The sequence below is a fragment of the Nonomuraea harbinensis genome, assembly GCF_019396385.1.
Classification (GTDB): domain Bacteria; phylum Actinomycetota; class Actinomycetes; order Streptosporangiales; family Streptosporangiaceae; genus Nonomuraea; species Nonomuraea ferruginea.
In genome coordinates this window covers 1-15,322 of record NZ_JAHKRN010000028.1, presented here as the reverse complement: position 1 = coordinate 15,322, position 15,322 = coordinate 1, and the positions used below count along the sequence as shown (strand labels likewise).

Here is a 15,322-nt window from a genome sequence, read left to right as displayed (position 1 = left end):
ATGCGGTCTGGGCTGGCCGGACAGGCCTCTGTCCGAGAATCCCACCGGGGTTGGCTGGCCCGAAACGGGCGTGTCCCGACAGCGAATCCCCGTCACCGATACGCCACGGGTTGAAAGGATGGCCATCGTGACCCAGACCCCCCTGAACCCAGGTGATTCGCCGTTGGTACGAGAGGCGCTCAACTCAGTGGTTTCACGTGAAACACCGGCCGCACAGTTGCCCGCCCAGGCGGGTGATCTCCCCCTGGGCGACAGTGACGCCTGGCCCAAGCCGGCGAAGACCCGGGTGATCGCGGTGGCGAACCAGAAGGGTGGCGTCGGCAAGACCACGACCTCGGTGAACATCGCGGCCGCGCTGTCGATGAAGGGCGAGCGTGTGCTGGTCGTCGACCTGGACCCCCAGGGCAACGCATCCACCGGGCTGGCCACCGAGCACCGCGGTGACGTGCCGGATGTCTATCAGGTGCTGGTCGACGACCTGCCGATGGCGGACATCGTCAAGCAGGTCCCCGACATGCCCAACCTCTACTGCGCCCCCGCCACCATCGACCTGGCCGGCGCGGAGATCGAGCTCGTCTCCCTGGTGGCTCGGGAGGCGCGGCTGCGCCGGGCGCTGGCCGCGTACGACTCCATGGACTTCGACTACATCATCATCGACTGCCCGCCGTCGCTCGGCCTGCTCACGGTCAACGCCCTGGTCGCGGCGGACGAGGTGATGATCCCGATCCAGTGCGAGTACTACGCGCTGGAAGGTCTCGGGCAGCTCCTCAGGAACGTCGACCTCATCAAGGTCCACCTCAACCCGACGCTCCGCCTGTCCACGATCGTCCTCACCATGTACGACGGCCGCACCCGGCTGGCTTCACAGGTGGCGGAGGAGGTCCGGGCGCACTTCGGGGACACGGTGCTCAACACGCTGATCCCGCGTAGCGTCCGCCTCTCGGAGGCGCCCAGCTACGGGCAGTCGGTGATGACGTACGATCCGGGCTCCAGTGGTGCGATGGCCTACATGGACGCCGCTCGGGAGATCGCCCACCGCGCGTTGGTGTGATCTCTCTGGGTCACGACGGGACGGTGCCCTTTCGACGGCAGTGGCCAGCGGCCCAGCAGCCGCCGAGCATCTGGTGACGGTCGGCCGCCTGAGCTGATCGAGTCGTGCATGCCCGCTGTGCCCCCTCTCGGGGGTTCTGGCATCGGGTGTGTTCAGGGCATGGTGGTGTAAATCCGGTGGGACGGTGTGTAGAGGCGGCCCTGGCCGGGGCAGGCAACGGTAACCTCTCCTGGAGTGACCGGAATCGGTTCGGGTGGATGAGGAGACGCAGTGAGCCAGCAGCGGCGGGGATTGGGCAAGGGGCTGGGGGCGCTCATTCCGACCGGTCCCATTGTCGACGGTGCGGGGACGGTGCCCCCTGCCAACGGTTCGGTGGCGCCGGAGGCCGGGCCGAAACCCGTCGCCGGGGCGTACTTCAAGGAAGTCGCCGTCTCCGCGATCGTGCCGAACCCGCGCCAGCCGCGTGAGGTGTTCGACGACGAACGCCTTCTGGAGTTGGAGGCGTCGATCCGCGAGGTCGGCCTCCTGCAGCCCGTGGTGGTGCGCCCGGTGGGTGGCGGACAGTACGAGCTCATCATGGGGGAGCGGCGGCTGCGGGCGTGCAAGATGGCGGGCCTGCAGGAGATTCCGGCGATCGTCCGCAACACCCGTGACACCGACCTCCTCCGCGACGCCCTGATCGAGAACCTCCAGCGTGAGCAGCTCAACCCGCTGGAAGAGGCCGCCGCCTACCAGCAACTCCTCGACGACTTCGATGCGACCCACGACCAGCTCGCCCAGAAGGTCGGCCGCTCCCGCTCACACATCACCAACACCCTCCGCCTGCTCAACCTCCCGCCGGAAGTTCAGCTCAAGGTCGCGGCCGGCTCCATCACGGCCGGTCACGGGCGCGCTCTGCTCGGCCTCTCCACGCCGGAGGAGATGATCCTGCTCGCCAAGCGCATCAGCGCCGAGTTGCTCCCGGTGCGCGCGGTGGAGGAGATCGTCGCCCTCGGCAGCGCCCAGGCCGCTCCGGCCAAGCCTGTCCGTGAACGTCAGGCCGGCAAGCCCACCGCTCCTGGCCTCTCCCACCTCGCGGACCGGCTCTCCGATCACTTCGAGACCAAGGTGAAGGTCGACCTCGGGCGCCGGAAGGGGCGCATCGTGGTGGAGTTCGCCACGATCGACGACCTTGAGCGCATCATCGGCACCATGGCGCCTGAGGCGGCTCGTGCCATGCGGGAGGCCGGGGAGTAGTTCCGGTTCAAGTCCTCGGTTTCACGTGAAACGTCCGCCGACTGCCCACGCCCCGTGTTTCACGTGAAACACGGGGCTTCTTGTTGGCGGCCTCGTGCCGTGGTGATGGTCTCTGCCTATGGCTCGTAGCTCTGCCCATCGGGGGAGGGCGCTCGCCGCGTGTTTCACGTGAAACACACGGCTTCGTGTTTCCAGCGCTGTGAGACCGCCTGTCTCGTGGCTGTCCTTTCCCATGGCTCGTGAACTCACCCCGCCTTGTGAGGCGCCCAGGACGTGTTTCACGTGAAACACGGGTGGGGCGTTAGGCGGTGGCTGCCTTGCGGATGTCGTCGAGGAAGTCGTCGACATGTTCCGGTGTCGTGTCGAAGGCGGTCATCCAGCGGACGACGCCTGCCGTCTCGTCCCAGAAGTGGAAGAGATAGCGGCGCTTGAGCGCGGCGGCGACGTGGATGGGGAGCCGCGCGAAGACGGCGTTGGACTCGACGGGATACTCCAGGGCGACGCCGGGGACGTCGGCGAGGCCGTTCGCCAGGCGGAGGGCCATGGCGTTGGCGTGGGCCGCGTTCTGCCGCCACAGGTCGTCGGTGAGAAGCGCGCTGATCTGAGCCGAGATGAAGCGCATCTTCGAAGCGAGCTGGAGCGACTGGCGGCGGAGGAACGGGACCGAGTCGGCGAGGGACGGATCCAGGACGACGACCGCTTCGGCGGCCAGCGCGCCGTTCTTGGTGCCGCCGAAGCTGAAGACGTCCACGCCCACCGCCGTGGTGATCGCGTCGAGGCCGCACCCGCGATGGGCCGCCGCGTTGGCCAGCCGGGCGCCGTCGACGTGCAGGCGCATGCCGGCGGCGTGAGCGGTCTCGGCCAGGGCGGCGATCTCGTCGGGGGAGTAGCAGGTGCCGAGTTCGGTGACCTGGGAGATGGAGACGACGCGCGGCTGGGGCTGGTGGTGGTCTCCCAGCACGGACAGGCGGGAGGTGATGTCACCAGGGCGGAGCTTGCCGTCGGGAGTCGGGACGGTCATGAGCTTCACGCCGAGGACGCGTTCCGTGGCGCCGGTCTCGTGGGTGGCGATGTGGGCGGTGTCGGGGCAGATGATCGCGTCATAGCGGCCGAGCATGAGGGCCAGGCCCACCATGTTCGCGCCCGCGCCGTTGAGCACGGCGAAACCCTCGGCATGAGAGCCGAACACGTCCTTGACGCGCTGCTCGAACGCCCCCGTCCAGGTGTCGCCGCCGTACGCGGGTGCGTCGCCCTGATTGGCGGCGGCCATGGCTTCGAGGATGGCTGGATGGACGCCGGCGTGGTTGTCGCTGGCGAAGCTCTTCGGGTAGGTCGGCTCGATCACACGCCAAGGCTACTTACGAAAGAGACGCCCCTTCGTACGAGGTCCGTCGCATCCGATCGAGGATGGCCGCGCCGGCATCCAGGAACGAGCACGCCGACGACCGGCGACCTGAGCGACATCCAGAAAGCCGCCCAACGCGCTACCCCGGACCACGGCAACCGGCGATTCCCACAGGCGTGACCCCAGCACCTCGGCGGACAGCGAATCAGAAGGGACACACTCCCACGCCCTCGACGCGAGTTCCGGCTTCGATAGGAGGCGAGTCTCAGGCAGGAGAGCCACCACGGTCGGGTCGGTGGCAGGCGCTGTACCTGGACTTCGGCGAGGGCGAGTCCAGTAGAAGGCGGTGGCGCGTACGACGGGGAGCATTCCCACAGACCTTGGTGGAGGACGCTACTCCCGCTCTCGGAGAGGACGAGTCCAGTGGAAGGCGCTGTGCCTCAACCCCGGTGGGTGGGCGCGTATGACGAGGCGCCACCACGCCCTTCAGCGGGGGCGTCCCAGCTCGGCGTGGCGCATCGGGCGGGAGAGTCCCACGGCCCCTGTGTGGCGGGGGCGACGCTAGGAGCTGCTCCCGGCCTTGGCGGGTGGTGCGTCCGGCGGGAGGCATTCCTACGGACCTCGGCGGAGGGCGCTGCCCCCGGCTCTCGGAGAGGGCGGCGAGTTCCGTGGGAGGCGCTTCCCTCGACCTTGACGCGTGCGATGGGAAGCGCTCCGACGCTCCTCCGGGCAAGCCGCCGCTTCGGCGGGTGGCGAGTCCATGAGACCCGGCGTGGTCAGGGTAGGGCAGGAGTTGTTCTCGACCTCGGCGAGCGCGAGCCTCGCACGAGGCGCTCCTACGCCTCTCGACGGGAGGCAAGGACCGGCTTCGGTGAGTGACGACTCCCGAGAGGGAGATGCTTGCTGAGGCTGCGTGGGAGAACAGCGGGAGGCGCTGCTTTCGACCTCGGCGTGTGGCGCATCGGAGGGGAGGGTCCCAGGGACGTCGGCGTGGCCACCTCGGCGGGTAGCCCGTACGACGGGAGGCACTTCCACGGACCTCGGCGGAGGGCGCTGCTCCCGACTTCGGTTGGCGTGTGCGATGGGACGCTCCGACGCTTCTCGGGGCGGCTCCCAGCCTCGGCAGATGGCGGATCCTCTGATATCCCGGCGTGGTCGGGTTGATGGGAGGAGTTGCTCTCGACCTCGGCAGGGCGAGTCCCGTAGAAGGCGCTCCTACGCCTCTCGGTGGAAGGCAAGTTCCGGCTTCAGTGGGTGGCGACTCCGAGGAGGCGATGCTTCCTGAGACATCGGCGTGGAAGGCATCGGTAGGTGCTGCTCTCGATCTCGGCGTGTGGCACGTCCGGCGGGAGGCATCCCCCCGAACCCCGGCGGAGGGCGCTGCTCTCGACCTCAGCGGGCGTGTGCGATGGGACGCTCCTGCGTCCCTCGGGGCGGCTCCCCAGCTTCGGCGGACGGCGAGTCCCCCTGCGGGAGGGCTCCATGGATTCCGACGTGGCTGGGCTGACAGGAGGCGCTGCTCTCGACCTCGGCGGGATGCGCTCCTGCACCCCTCAGGACGAGTCCGAGCTCGGCTGAGAACCTCGCGTGGCCGGTGGAGACAGTCCTCCCGACCTCAGAGGAAAGGCGCGTCCTCGGGGGGAGGGTGGTCAGAGGGTGGAGAGGTTGGGGCGGGGGCGGGAGGCGGCGTTCTGGAGGAGGGCGCGGCAGAGGTCGCCGAGGTCCTGGCCCGCCGCTTCCGCCGCCATAGGCAGGAGGGAGGTCTCCGTCATGCCCGGCGCGACGTTCACCTCCAGGAAGTGGGGGGTGTCGGTGGCGTCGACGATGAGGTCGGTGCGGGAGATGTCGCGCAGGCCGAGCGCCGTGTGGGCCGTCACGGCGGTTTCGGCGCAGGCCGCCGCCGCGGCGGGGGACAGGCGGGCGGGGGCGAAGAACTCCGTGTGGCCGGCCGTGTAGCGGGCGGCGTAGTCGTACACGCCCTCGTCGGGGACGATCTCCACGGCCGGGAGGGCGACGGGGCCCTCGCCCAGGTCGACGACCGAGACCGCGACCTCGATGCCCTCGACGTACCGCTCGATCAGCGCGGTGTCGCCGTAGGCGAAGCAGCCGACCATCGCGGCCGGGAGCTCCTCGGCGGTGCGGACGATGGAGGCGCCCAGGGCGGAGCCGCCGCGGGCGGGCTTGACGAACAGGGGGAGGCCGAGCTGGTCGACGATGCGGCCGAGCACGGCCGTCGCGCCGAGGTCGTGGAACGTCTCCTTGGGCAGCGTGATCGAGGCGGGCGTGCGCAGGCCGACCGAGCGGACGACGGCCTTGGCCGTGGGCTTGTCGAAGGCGACCCGGCACGCGTCGGGGTCGGCTCCCACGTACGGCACGTTGAGGAGCTCCAGCACCGAGCGGATCGCGCCGTCTTCGCCGGCTCCGCCGTGGAGCGTCACGAACACGGCGTCGGGCGGGTCGGCCAGGATCGACGGCACCAGCGACGCGTCCGTGTCGCGGGCCTCCACGTCGATGCCCGCCGCCCTGAGCACCTCGCTCACCCGGCGGCCGGAGCGCAGGGAGACCTCACGCTCGTAGGAAAGGCCGCCGGCCAGCACGAGCACGTGGCCCAGGTCGCTCATCTCTTCTCCTCGCTGATCGCCCGAGGTCCAACCGTACCGGCGGAGAAGGGGCGGTGGCGTACGACGGGCGTGGTTCACGCCGGCCGGGTGGAACGGCGAACGACCGGCGTCCGCGCGGACGCCGGTCGTTCGTGAGGTGGTCAGGCCAGGTCGGGGCCGGGCGTGTCCACGCCGGGGTGGTCCCGGGTGGAGCCGGTGCCGAACGTGTCGCGCAGCTGCATCTCCTGCTCGATGACGCCCGCCAGACGGCGGACGCCCTCCCGGATGCGGTGCGGCTCCGGGTAGCAGAACGACAGCCGCATGTGGCGGGCGCCGCTGCCGTCGGAGAAGAACCCGGTGCCCGGGACGAACGCCACCCGCTCGGCCACCGCGCGGGGCAGGATCGCCTTCGAGTCGAGCCCTTCGGGAAGCGTCGCCCAGACGAAGAACCCGCCCGCGGGCCGTGTCCAGGTGACCTCCGGAGGCATCAGCGACTCCAGGGCGTCGAGCATGGCGTCGCGGCGCTCGCGGTAGAGCTCCTTGAACGTCTTGATCTGCTCGCGCCACGGCTGTGTGGCGAGGTACTGGCCGACGGCCAGCTGGGTGAACGACGAGTGGGACAGCACGGCCGACTCCATGGCGAGCACGAGCTTGTCGCGGACGGCGTGCGGGGCGAGCGCCCAGCCGACGCGGAAGCCCGGGGCGAGCGTCTTGGAGAACGACCCGAGGTAGACCACCCCGTCGGGGTTGTCCGCGCGCAGCGCGCGCATCGGCTCGCCGTCGAAACCGAGCAGCCCGTACGGGTTGTCCTCGACGATGAGCACCCCGGCGCGCTGGCAGATGTCGAGCACCTGCTGGCGCCGCGCGGTGTTGAGCGTGACGCCGCCGGGGTTGTGGAAGGTCGGGATCGTGTACAGGAACTTGATCGGAGCTCCCGCCGTTTCCAGGGCGTAGATGGTCTGGGCGAGGGATTCGGGCAGGATGCCCTGATCGTCCATGGCGATATGCACCACTTTGGCCTGATATGCGGCGAAGGTGCCGAGGGCGCCCACGTACGAGGGGCCCTCCGCCAGGACCACATCACCCGGATCGATGAAGATCCGGGTGATCAGGTCGAGTGCCTGCTGTGAGCCGACGGTGACGACCACGTCGTTGCCGCCGGCCTGAATCCCTTCCAGCGCCATGACCTCGCAGATCTGCTCGCGCAGATGCGGGTCGCCCTGGCCGGAGCCGTACTGGAGCGCTACGGGCCCGCGCCTGGTCACGAGATCCGAGACCAGCTCGCCGACCATGTCGAGGGGAAGCGCCGTGACGTACGGCATGCCGCCCGCGAGCGAGACCACCTCGGGCCTCGACGCGACGGCGAAGAGAGCTCGGATCTCGGAGGCGACCATCCCGGTAGCTCGCGCGGCGTACCGGTCGACGTAGGCGTCGATGCGCGACCCTTGGGTCGCGGGCGTCTGACCGTGATCCTGCTCTTCTGTCACGGCCCACCTCCTAGGTGTATATCGATCCGAGACTCCAGGTTACGCCAGCCGGACATGTCGCCCATGACGGGGCGGTACGGCCGTGGTGCCCGCTGGCGAGACCGTCACTGGGCTACGATGCCAGGTGGGGACGCGGTTTTCCGCGCTTTTCCGGGTCTACGATTGGGGCCGTAGTTGTCGCGTCGGCTGGTCAATATCACCCTGGACAATCTGGAAGATCTTCCAAGGCGCTGCCGCCAGTGTGTTTTCTGGGAGCTCGACCCTGTCAGCGGAGAGCGGGCGGTGAAGTCGGGTGACCCGGGGCTGGAGAAGGAGGCCTGGATCTCCGGCACGCTCCTCGAATGGGGGAGCTGCGGGAAGATCGTCTATGTCGACGGGGTGCCCGCGGGGTTCGTGCTCTACAGCCCTCCGCTCTACAGCCCGCGTTCGGTGGCCTTTCCCACGTCCCCGGTCAGCGCCGACGCCGTGCTGTTGATGACGGCCCATATCGTGCAGGAGTTCTCCGGCGGCGGGCTGGGGCGGATGCTCATCCAGGGCGTGGCCAAAGATCTCACGCGCCGGGGGGTCAAGGCGATCGAGGCATTCGGGGATCTCAAATGGGAGGAGCCGAGTTGCGTGGTTCCTGCTGAATATTTGCTTTCCGTAGGCTTTAAAACTGTTCGTCCACATTTGCGATTTCCGCGGCTGCGGCTGGAGCTGAAAACCGCCGTCTCGTGGCGCGAGGACGTCGAGGTCGCCCTGGAACGTCTCCTGGGCTCCATGAGCCCCGAACGCGCCCTTCGCCCGGTCTGACCCCAGTCTGCCCTCGCCCGCCCTCGTACGGGCCCGTCAGCGCCCTCCTGCGGCCAGGGCGGCGCGATCGGCGTCCGGCACCCACTGGCGCCGTGGGTCGAGCGGCCGGAACCTCTCGGACACGAAGTCGACGAGCGAGGCCAGCACCGGGTGGTGGTTCTGCCGGTGGTAGAGCAGCGAGCACGGGTAGACGGGGACGGGGTCGACGACCGGGATCTGCACGACACCGGCGTGCCAGGGCAGGCGGCAGCCCTCGCCGACGAACCCGAGGCGTTCGCCCGAGGCGATGTCGGCCACGAAGTGCTCCCAGCCGAAGTCCGGCCCCGTCGCGTCGATCCGGAGGTCGAACGCGGCGCCCAGGAGGCCGTAGAACTCGGCCCACTCGCTGCCGGGGGCGTTGCCGGGCATCCACACGGTCGATCCCGCGAGCCGTGACACCTCCACCGCGCGCCGGTCGGCCAGCGGGTGGTCGCGGCTGATCAGCAGGTGCACCGGGTCGAAGTAGGCCGGCACGTACCGGAGGTCCTCCTCCAGCGTCCCGCTGACGCGGACGAAGGCGGCGTCGACGGATCCCCTGGCGAGCGTGCCGCGGGCCGACCTGAGGCCGTTCGAGGTGGTGACGTCGATGTGCAGGTCCTCGGCCGTACTGTGGAACGCCCTGACCAGCTCGACCGAGGCCAGCCTGGTGTCCAGGACGTCGACCCGGAGCGGGCGGAAACGGCCGCGCAGCACCCCGAGCGCCTGGTCCGCGAGGCCGACGAGGCTGCGCGCGTAGTGCAGGAACGCCCGGCCGTCCTCGGTGAGGGCGGCCCCGTTGCGTGAGCGGTAGAACAACCGCATGCCGAGGTCGGACTCCAGCTTGGCGATCCGCTTGGAGACGGCCTGCTGGCTGATCTCCAGCCGGGTGGCGGCCTCGCTGAAGGAGTGGTCCTCGGTGACGGCGACGAAGGCCCGGACCGTGCCGAGGTCCAGGTCCACAACCGGTGGATGTGGGGGATCGGCGTGTCGATTGTTGGACAACCGGGCCGCCTCTCGGGTCGAATGCTCGGGTTCGCGAGCGAGCCTACAACCGGGAGACGTGGTGTCCTTCGTCCATCTGCATGTGCATACGGAGTACAGCATGCTCGACGGCGCCGCCAAGGTCGGCCTGCTGATGGACGAGGTCGCCCGCCAGGAGATGCCCGCCGTGGCGATGAGCGACCACGGCAACGTGCACGGGGCGTACGAGTTCTTCCGGACGGCGCGCAAGGCCGGAGTAAAGCCCATCATCGGCATCGAGGCCTACGTCGCCCCGGAGTCGCGGCTCCACCGGAAGCCGGTGTACTACAGCGACAACCTCGCCCTGCGCCGGTCCGACGACGAGACCGGCGAGGGCGGCGACGTCTCCGGGCGCGGCCTCTACACGCACATGACCATGTGGGCGACCGGCGCCCAGGGGCTGCGTAATCTGTTCCGCCTCCAGTCACGGGCCTGGCTGGAGGGGCATGTCCAGAAATATCCGCGCATGGATGATGAACTGCTGGCCGAACACGCCCCCGGCATCATCGCCACCACCGGCTGCCCCTCCGGCCAGGTGCAGACCAGGCTCCGCCTGGGCCAGTACGACCAGGCCGTCGAGGCCGCCGCGCGCTACCGCGACCTCTTCGGCCCCGGCAACTACTTCCTGGAGCTGATGGACCACGGCCTGGCCATCGAGCGCCGGGTCAGGGACGACCTGCTGCGCCTCGGCAAGCGGCTCGGACTGCCGCCCCTGGCCACCAACGACTCCCACTACGTCACGGAGGACCAGGCTGGAGCCCATGACGCGCTCCTGTGCGTGGGCACGGGCAAGCGCCTGGCCGACGCCGACCGCTTCCGGTTCTCCGGCAGCGGCTACTTCATCAAGTCTCCCGCCCGGATGCGCGCGCTCTGGGACGCCGAGGTGCCCGGCGCCTGCGACAACACCCTGCTGATCGCCGAGCGGGTCGGCGACTACGACGAGGTGTTCGCGCACCGCGATCTGACGCCGCGCTTCCCCGTACCCGAAGGCGAGACCGAGTCGAGCTGGCTGCGCGCGGAGACGCTCGACGGGGCCCGCCGCCGCTACGGCGGCGATCCGCCCCGGGAGGTGCTCGACCGCATCGACTACGAGCTGTCCGTCATCGACGCGATGGGGTTCCCCGGCTACTTCCTGGTCGTGGCCGACATCTGCCGGTACGCGCGCGAGAACGGCATCGGCCTGGGCCCCGGCCGCGGCTCCGCCACGGGCTCGATGGTGGCCTACTGCACGGGCATCACCCAGCTCGACCCGATCGAGCACCGGCTCATCTTCGAACGCTTCCTCAACCCCGAACGCGTCACCATGCCGGACGTCGACCTGGACTTCGACGACCGGCGGCGGGACGAGATGATCGACTACGTCACGCGCAGGTACGGCGACGACCGGGTCTGCCAGATCGTCACCTTCAGCACCATCAAGGCCAAGGCCGCCATCAAGGACTCCTGCCGGGTGCTCGGCCTGCCCTACGCGCTGGGCGACCGCATCACCAAGGCGTTCCCCGCGGCGGACGGCGGCAAGGAGATCCCGCTGGCCGCCATCCACGACGCCGCCCACCCCAGGCACGGCGAGGCGAGCGAGCTGCGTCAAATGTACGAGCGGGACCCCGACGTCAAGCGGGTGATCGACACCGCGGCCGGCATCGAGGGCCTCACCCGGGGCACCGGCGTGCACGCCGCGGGCGTGATCCTCTCCAGCGAGCCGCTGATCGACGTGCTCCCGCTGGTCAAACCCAAGGCCGGCGGCCCGGTCATCACCGGTTTCCCGTTCACCCAGGCCGAGGACATGGGCCTGCTGAAGATGGACTTCCTCGGCCTGCGCAACCTCACCGTCATCGGCGACGCCATCGCGGGCGTCCGCGCCAACAAGGGCGTCGACCTCGACATCCTGGACATCCCGCTCGACGACCCGACCACGTACGAGCTGCTGGCGCGCGGCGACACGCTTGGGGTCTTCCAGCTCGACAGCGGCGGCATGCGGGTCCTGCTGAGGCTGATGCGGCCCACCACGTTCACCGACATCGCCGCGGTGAACGCGCTCTACCGGCCCGGCCCGATGGAGATGAACGCCCACACCAACTACGCGCTGCGCAAGACCGGCAGGCAGCCCGTCGAGCCCATCCACCCGGAACTGGAACACGCGCTGGAGCCCATCCTGGGCGATACCTACCACCTGGTCGTCTTCCAGGAACAGGTGATGGCCATCGCCCAGCAGCTGGCTGGTTACTCCCTCGGCGCCGCCGACATGCTGCGCCGGGCCATGGGTAAGAAGAAGAAGGAGGTCCTGGACGCCGAGTGGGACCGCTTCTCCGCCGGGATGCGCGAGCGCGGCTTCTCCGCCGAGGCGATCGGCGCGGTCTGGGACGTGCTGGTCCCGTTCAGCGGCTACGGCTTCAACAAGTCGCACACCGCCGGATACGGCCTGGTCTCCTACTGGACCGCCTACCTCAAGGCCAACCACCCGCAGGAGTATCTGGCGGCGCTGCTCACCTCGGTCGGCGACGACAAGGACAAGATGGCCGTCTATCTGGCCGACTGCCGCCGCCTGGGCATCAGGGTGCTGCCCCCGGACGTCAACGCCAGCCGGCTGGACTTCGCCGCCGTCGGCTCCGACATCCGCTTCGGCCTGGGCGCCGTCCGCAACGTCGGCGCCGGCGCCGTGGACGCCATCGTCACCACCAGGGAGACCGCGGGCCGCTACGCCTGCTTCAACGACTTCCTCGCCAAGGTCCCCTCTGTGGTCTGCAACAAGCGGGTCATCGAGTCACTGGCCAAGGCGGGGGCCTTCGACAGCCTGGGCCATCACCGTAAGGCCCTGGTCGCGGTGCACGAGCAGGCCGTCGACCTGGTCGCCGACGTCAAGCGGAACGAGGCGCGCGGTCAGGACTCGCTCTTCGGCGAGCACAGCGAGCACGGCGAGGGGTTCTCCGTCGTGATCCCCGAAGGCGAGTGGGACCAGGCCACGCTGCTGGCCTTCGAGCGCGAGATGCTCGGGCTGTACGTCTCCAGCCACCCGCTCGACGGCGCCGAGCACATCCTCGACGCCAACCGCGACACCACGATCGCCGACCTGCTGGCCTCCGGACGGCAGGACGCCGCGGCCCGGGTCAGCGGCATCGTCTCCGGCCTCCAGCGCAAGGTCACCAAGCAGGGCAGCCCGTGGGCGATCGTCACCCTGGAGGACCACGACGCCTCCGTGGAGTGCCTCGTCTTCCCCAAGACCTACATCCTGTACGGGGAGGCGCTGGCCCAGGACCGGGTGATCTCCGTACGCGGACGGGTCAACGTGCGCGACGAGACGACGAGCTTCTACGCCGAGGAGATCGCCGTCCTGGACGTCACCCGGGCGGACGCCGAGCCGCCCGTGGTGATCTCGATCAGGGAGAACCAGCTGAACCCGCGACTCGTCCGGGAGTTCAAGCACATCCTGACCACCCATCCCGGCAGGGCGCCCGTGCACGTGCGGGTCGGGGCCGTGCTGCTGGACCTCCGCCCGTTCCGGGTCGCCGCCGAGCCGGCGTTCTACGGCGACGTCAAGGCGCTGCTCGGCGCCGGCGCGTTCGCATGACCCCGGCGTGCCCGAGGTGCCGCACCGGCGACGTCCTCGCCGTCCTGCGCCTGCCCCACATCTGGACGAACGCCTCGGGGAACGAGGTCCGGGGCATCAGCGAGGTGCTCCTGTGCGCCCGCTGCGACGCGGGCGACCCCCTCGTCGCGTCCTTCACTCCTCCGTACGATCCGGACCGGTTCGTACGGGCACTGCTGGGGAAGGCCGCCGGAGCGCGGCCGCCGGAACCGGACGAGCACGCGCTGAGAGCCGAGGCCGAGGCCTGGTATCGAGGCGAGCTGTGAACGCGAGAGCCCTCCGCCACGCGGCGGAGGGCTCTCGGGTGGACGGACCTAGATGATGCCGTCGAGCTCGCGGAGCAGCATGGCCTTCGGCTTGGCGCCGATGATCTGCTTGACGAGCTCGCCGCCCTTGTAGACGTTCATCGTCGGGATCTGGAGGACACCCGCCTGCCGGGGAACCTCGGGGTTCTCGTCGATGTTGAGCTTGACGATCTCGAGCTTGTCGCCGTGCTCGTTGGCGATCTCCTGGAGGATGGGCGCGACCTGACGGCACGGGCCGCACCACTCGGCCCAGAAGTCGACCAGAACGGGCTTCTCGCTCTTGAGGACCTCGGCCTCGAACGTGGCGTCGGTAACTGCCTTCACGGATGCGCTCCCTTACTTCTCGTTGTTGGCGAGCCAGCGCTCGGAGTCGAGGGACGCCGAGCAGCCGGTGCCCGCCGCGGTGATCGCCTGGCGGTAGATGTGGTCGACGACGTCCCCCGCGGCGAACACGCCGTCGATGTTGGTGGCGGTGGTCGGGTGGGCGACCTTGATGTAGCCGTCGTCGTCGAGGTCAACCTGGCCCTTGACGAGCTCGGTGCGCGGGTCGTGGCCGATCGCCAGGAACAGCGCGTCGGTGGCCAGGTCGCACTCCTCGCCCGTCTTGACGTTGCGCAGCTTGACGGACTCCACCCTGGTGTCGCCGAGGACGTCGACGACCTCGGTGTCCCAGATGAAGCGGATCTTGTCGTTGGCGAACGCCCGATCCTGCATGATCTTGCTGGCGCGCAGCTGGTCGCGGCGGTGCACCACGGTCACCATGCGGCCGAAGCGGGTCAGGAACGTCGCCTCTTCCATGGCGGTGTCGCCGCCGCCCACGACCACGATGTCCTTGTTGCGGAAGAAGAAGCCGTCGCAGGTCGCGCACCAGGAGACGCCGCGGCCGGACAGCCGCTTCTCGTTCTCCAGACCGAGCTCGCGGTAGCCGGAGCCCATCGCGAGGATGACCGACTTGGCGTAGTAGGTCTGGTCGTAGGTCTTGACGACCTTGGGATCGGCCTTGAGGTCGACCTCCACCACGTCGTCGGCGATCAGCTCGGCGCCGAACCGCTCGGCCTGCTTGCGCAGGTTGCCCATGAGGTCGGGGCCCATGATGCCGTCGGGGAACCCGGGGAAGTTCTCCACGTCGGTGGTGTTCATGAGCGCGCCGCCGGCGGTGACGGAGCCTTCGAAGACCAGAGGCTGGAGTTCGGCGCGTGCGGAGTAGACGGCCGCGGTGTATCCGGCGGGACCGGATCCGATGATGATCACGTTACGAACGTCGTCCAACGCTCCCACGCCTCTCTAGTCTGATGTTGCCTTTGGCCTCAACAGATCCTAAGCCGTCGCCATTCCCGGCCCCCGGGCGCACACGCGAAAGAGCCCGCCGAGGCGGGCTCTTCACAGGTCAGGGACTACCAGCGGCCCAGAGCGGGCTTGCGCAGGTTCTTGCAGTTGAACGGGTCGACGACGTCGATGCGCAGCCGCTTGGTCTCCTTGTTCTTCCAGGACGCCATGATGATGGCCTCCTGGCCGTTGTACTGGCCCTGGTCGACGGCGAAGACCTCGAGCTTGGCCCGGCTGGAAACCGTGCCGACGCAGTGGTCGACCTGGTTGCCGCCGGACTCGCCGCCGACGATCGGGGCGGGCGCGAGGAAGTCGCCGAGCGCCTGGGCCAGCTCCTGGTCGCTGTAGTTGTGGCCGCTGTCGGTGAGCGCGTAGGCGCGGGCCTTGGCCTCTTCCCTGGACGGCTGGCTCTGGGCCACGACCGGTGGCGGCTGGACCGTGGTCTCGCTTCCTCCGGAGGCGAGCAGGCTCGCCGACACCGCGGCGGTGCCCACCACCGCGGCCGCGGCGGCCGCCGCCACCGCAGGCATCGCCCACCGGCGCCGCCGGGCGGGGGGCG

11 protein-coding genes and 1 pseudogene are annotated in these 15,322 nt (G+C 69.4%); 5 read left to right on the top strand and 7 right to left on the bottom strand.

Annotated elements, in window-relative coordinates; all coding sequences use genetic code 11:
* Positions 1–118 precede the first annotated feature (118 nt).
* Together KME79_RS26270 and KME79_RS26265 are read left to right on the top strand one after the other, a co-directional pair.
* Positions 119–1,051 carry a ParA family protein gene (locus KME79_RS26270; RefSeq protein ID WP_219546773.1) on the top strand — a complete coding sequence of 311 codons (933 nt, stop codon included), beginning with the start codon at positions 119–121 and terminating at the stop codon, positions 1,049–1,051.
* Between the two features lie 270 nt (positions 1,052–1,321).
* Entirely contained in the window at positions 1,322–2,287 is a 966-nt protein-coding gene (locus tag KME79_RS26265) for a ParB/RepB/Spo0J family partition protein (RefSeq protein ID WP_219546772.1), read from the top strand.
* Between the two features lie 301 nt (positions 2,288–2,588).
* On the opposite strand, the gene KME79_RS26260 is transcribed toward KME79_RS26265, so the two are convergent.
* From KME79_RS26260 to KME79_RS26250, 3 genes are all read right to left on the bottom strand, one after another.
* Positions 2,589–3,632 carry a threonine aldolase family protein gene (locus KME79_RS26260; RefSeq protein ID WP_219546771.1) on the bottom strand — a complete coding sequence of 348 codons (1,044 nt, stop codon included), beginning with the start codon at positions 3,630–3,632 and terminating at the stop codon, positions 2,589–2,591.
* 1,649 nt (positions 3,633–5,281) lie between these two features.
* The gene (locus KME79_RS26255; protein ID WP_148035936.1) at positions 5,282–6,253 is read right to left on the bottom strand and encodes a D-alanine--D-alanine ligase family protein; all 972 of its coding nucleotides are present in this window, start codon (positions 6,251–6,253) and stop codon (positions 5,282–5,284) included.
* A gap of 140 nt (positions 6,254–6,393) precedes the next feature.
* On the bottom strand, positions 6,394–7,626 hold the full coding sequence (locus KME79_RS26250; protein ID WP_246640482.1) for an aminotransferase-like domain-containing protein: 1,233 nt from the start codon (positions 7,624–7,626) through the stop codon (positions 6,394–6,396).
* A 267-nt stretch (positions 7,627–7,893) separates the two neighbouring features.
* Between KME79_RS26250 and KME79_RS26245 the strand changes: the two genes are divergently transcribed.
* Positions 7,894–8,511, top strand: a complete 618-nt coding sequence (locus KME79_RS26245) for a GNAT family N-acetyltransferase (RefSeq protein WP_148035938.1) — start codon at positions 7,894–7,896, stop codon at positions 8,509–8,511.
* A gap of 36 nt (positions 8,512–8,547) precedes the next feature.
* Here the strand turns inward: KME79_RS26245 and KME79_RS26240 are convergent, their stop codons facing one another.
* Positions 8,548–9,489, bottom strand: a complete 942-nt coding sequence (locus KME79_RS26240) for a LysR family transcriptional regulator (RefSeq protein WP_219546770.1) — start codon at positions 9,487–9,489, stop codon at positions 8,548–8,550.
* Between the two features lie 100 nt (positions 9,490–9,589).
* Here KME79_RS26240 and dnaE point away from each other — a divergent pair, with 100 nt between their 5' ends.
* Entirely contained in the window at positions 9,590–13,114 is a 3,525-nt protein-coding gene (gene dnaE / locus KME79_RS26235) for a DNA polymerase III subunit alpha (RefSeq protein ID WP_308249059.1), read from the top strand.
* Positions 13,111–13,398, top strand: a complete 288-nt coding sequence (locus tag KME79_RS26230) for a DUF6300 family protein (RefSeq protein WP_148035941.1) — start codon at positions 13,111–13,113, stop codon at positions 13,396–13,398. Before dnaE ends, KME79_RS26230 begins: the two co-directional genes overlap by 4 nt.
* A 48-nt stretch (positions 13,399–13,446) precedes the next feature.
* Here the strand turns inward: KME79_RS26230 and trxA are convergent, their stop codons facing one another.
* The 3 genes and pseudogenes from trxA to KME79_RS26215 form a co-directional block, all read right to left on the bottom strand.
* Positions 13,447–13,761 carry a thioredoxin gene (gene trxA / locus KME79_RS26225; protein WP_148035942.1) on the bottom strand — a complete coding sequence of 105 codons (315 nt, stop codon included), beginning with the start codon at positions 13,759–13,761 and terminating at the stop codon, positions 13,447–13,449.
* A gap of 12 nt (positions 13,762–13,773) precedes the next feature.
* Positions 13,774–14,706: a thioredoxin-disulfide reductase gene (gene trxB, locus KME79_RS26220; RefSeq protein WP_148035943.1), complete on the bottom strand. Its 933-nt coding sequence runs from the start codon at positions 14,704–14,706 to the stop codon at positions 13,774–13,776.
* A 125-nt stretch (positions 14,707–14,831) separates the two neighbouring features.
* Positions 14,832–15,322, bottom strand: a pseudogene (locus KME79_RS26215) (hypothetical protein); the annotation flags it as partial.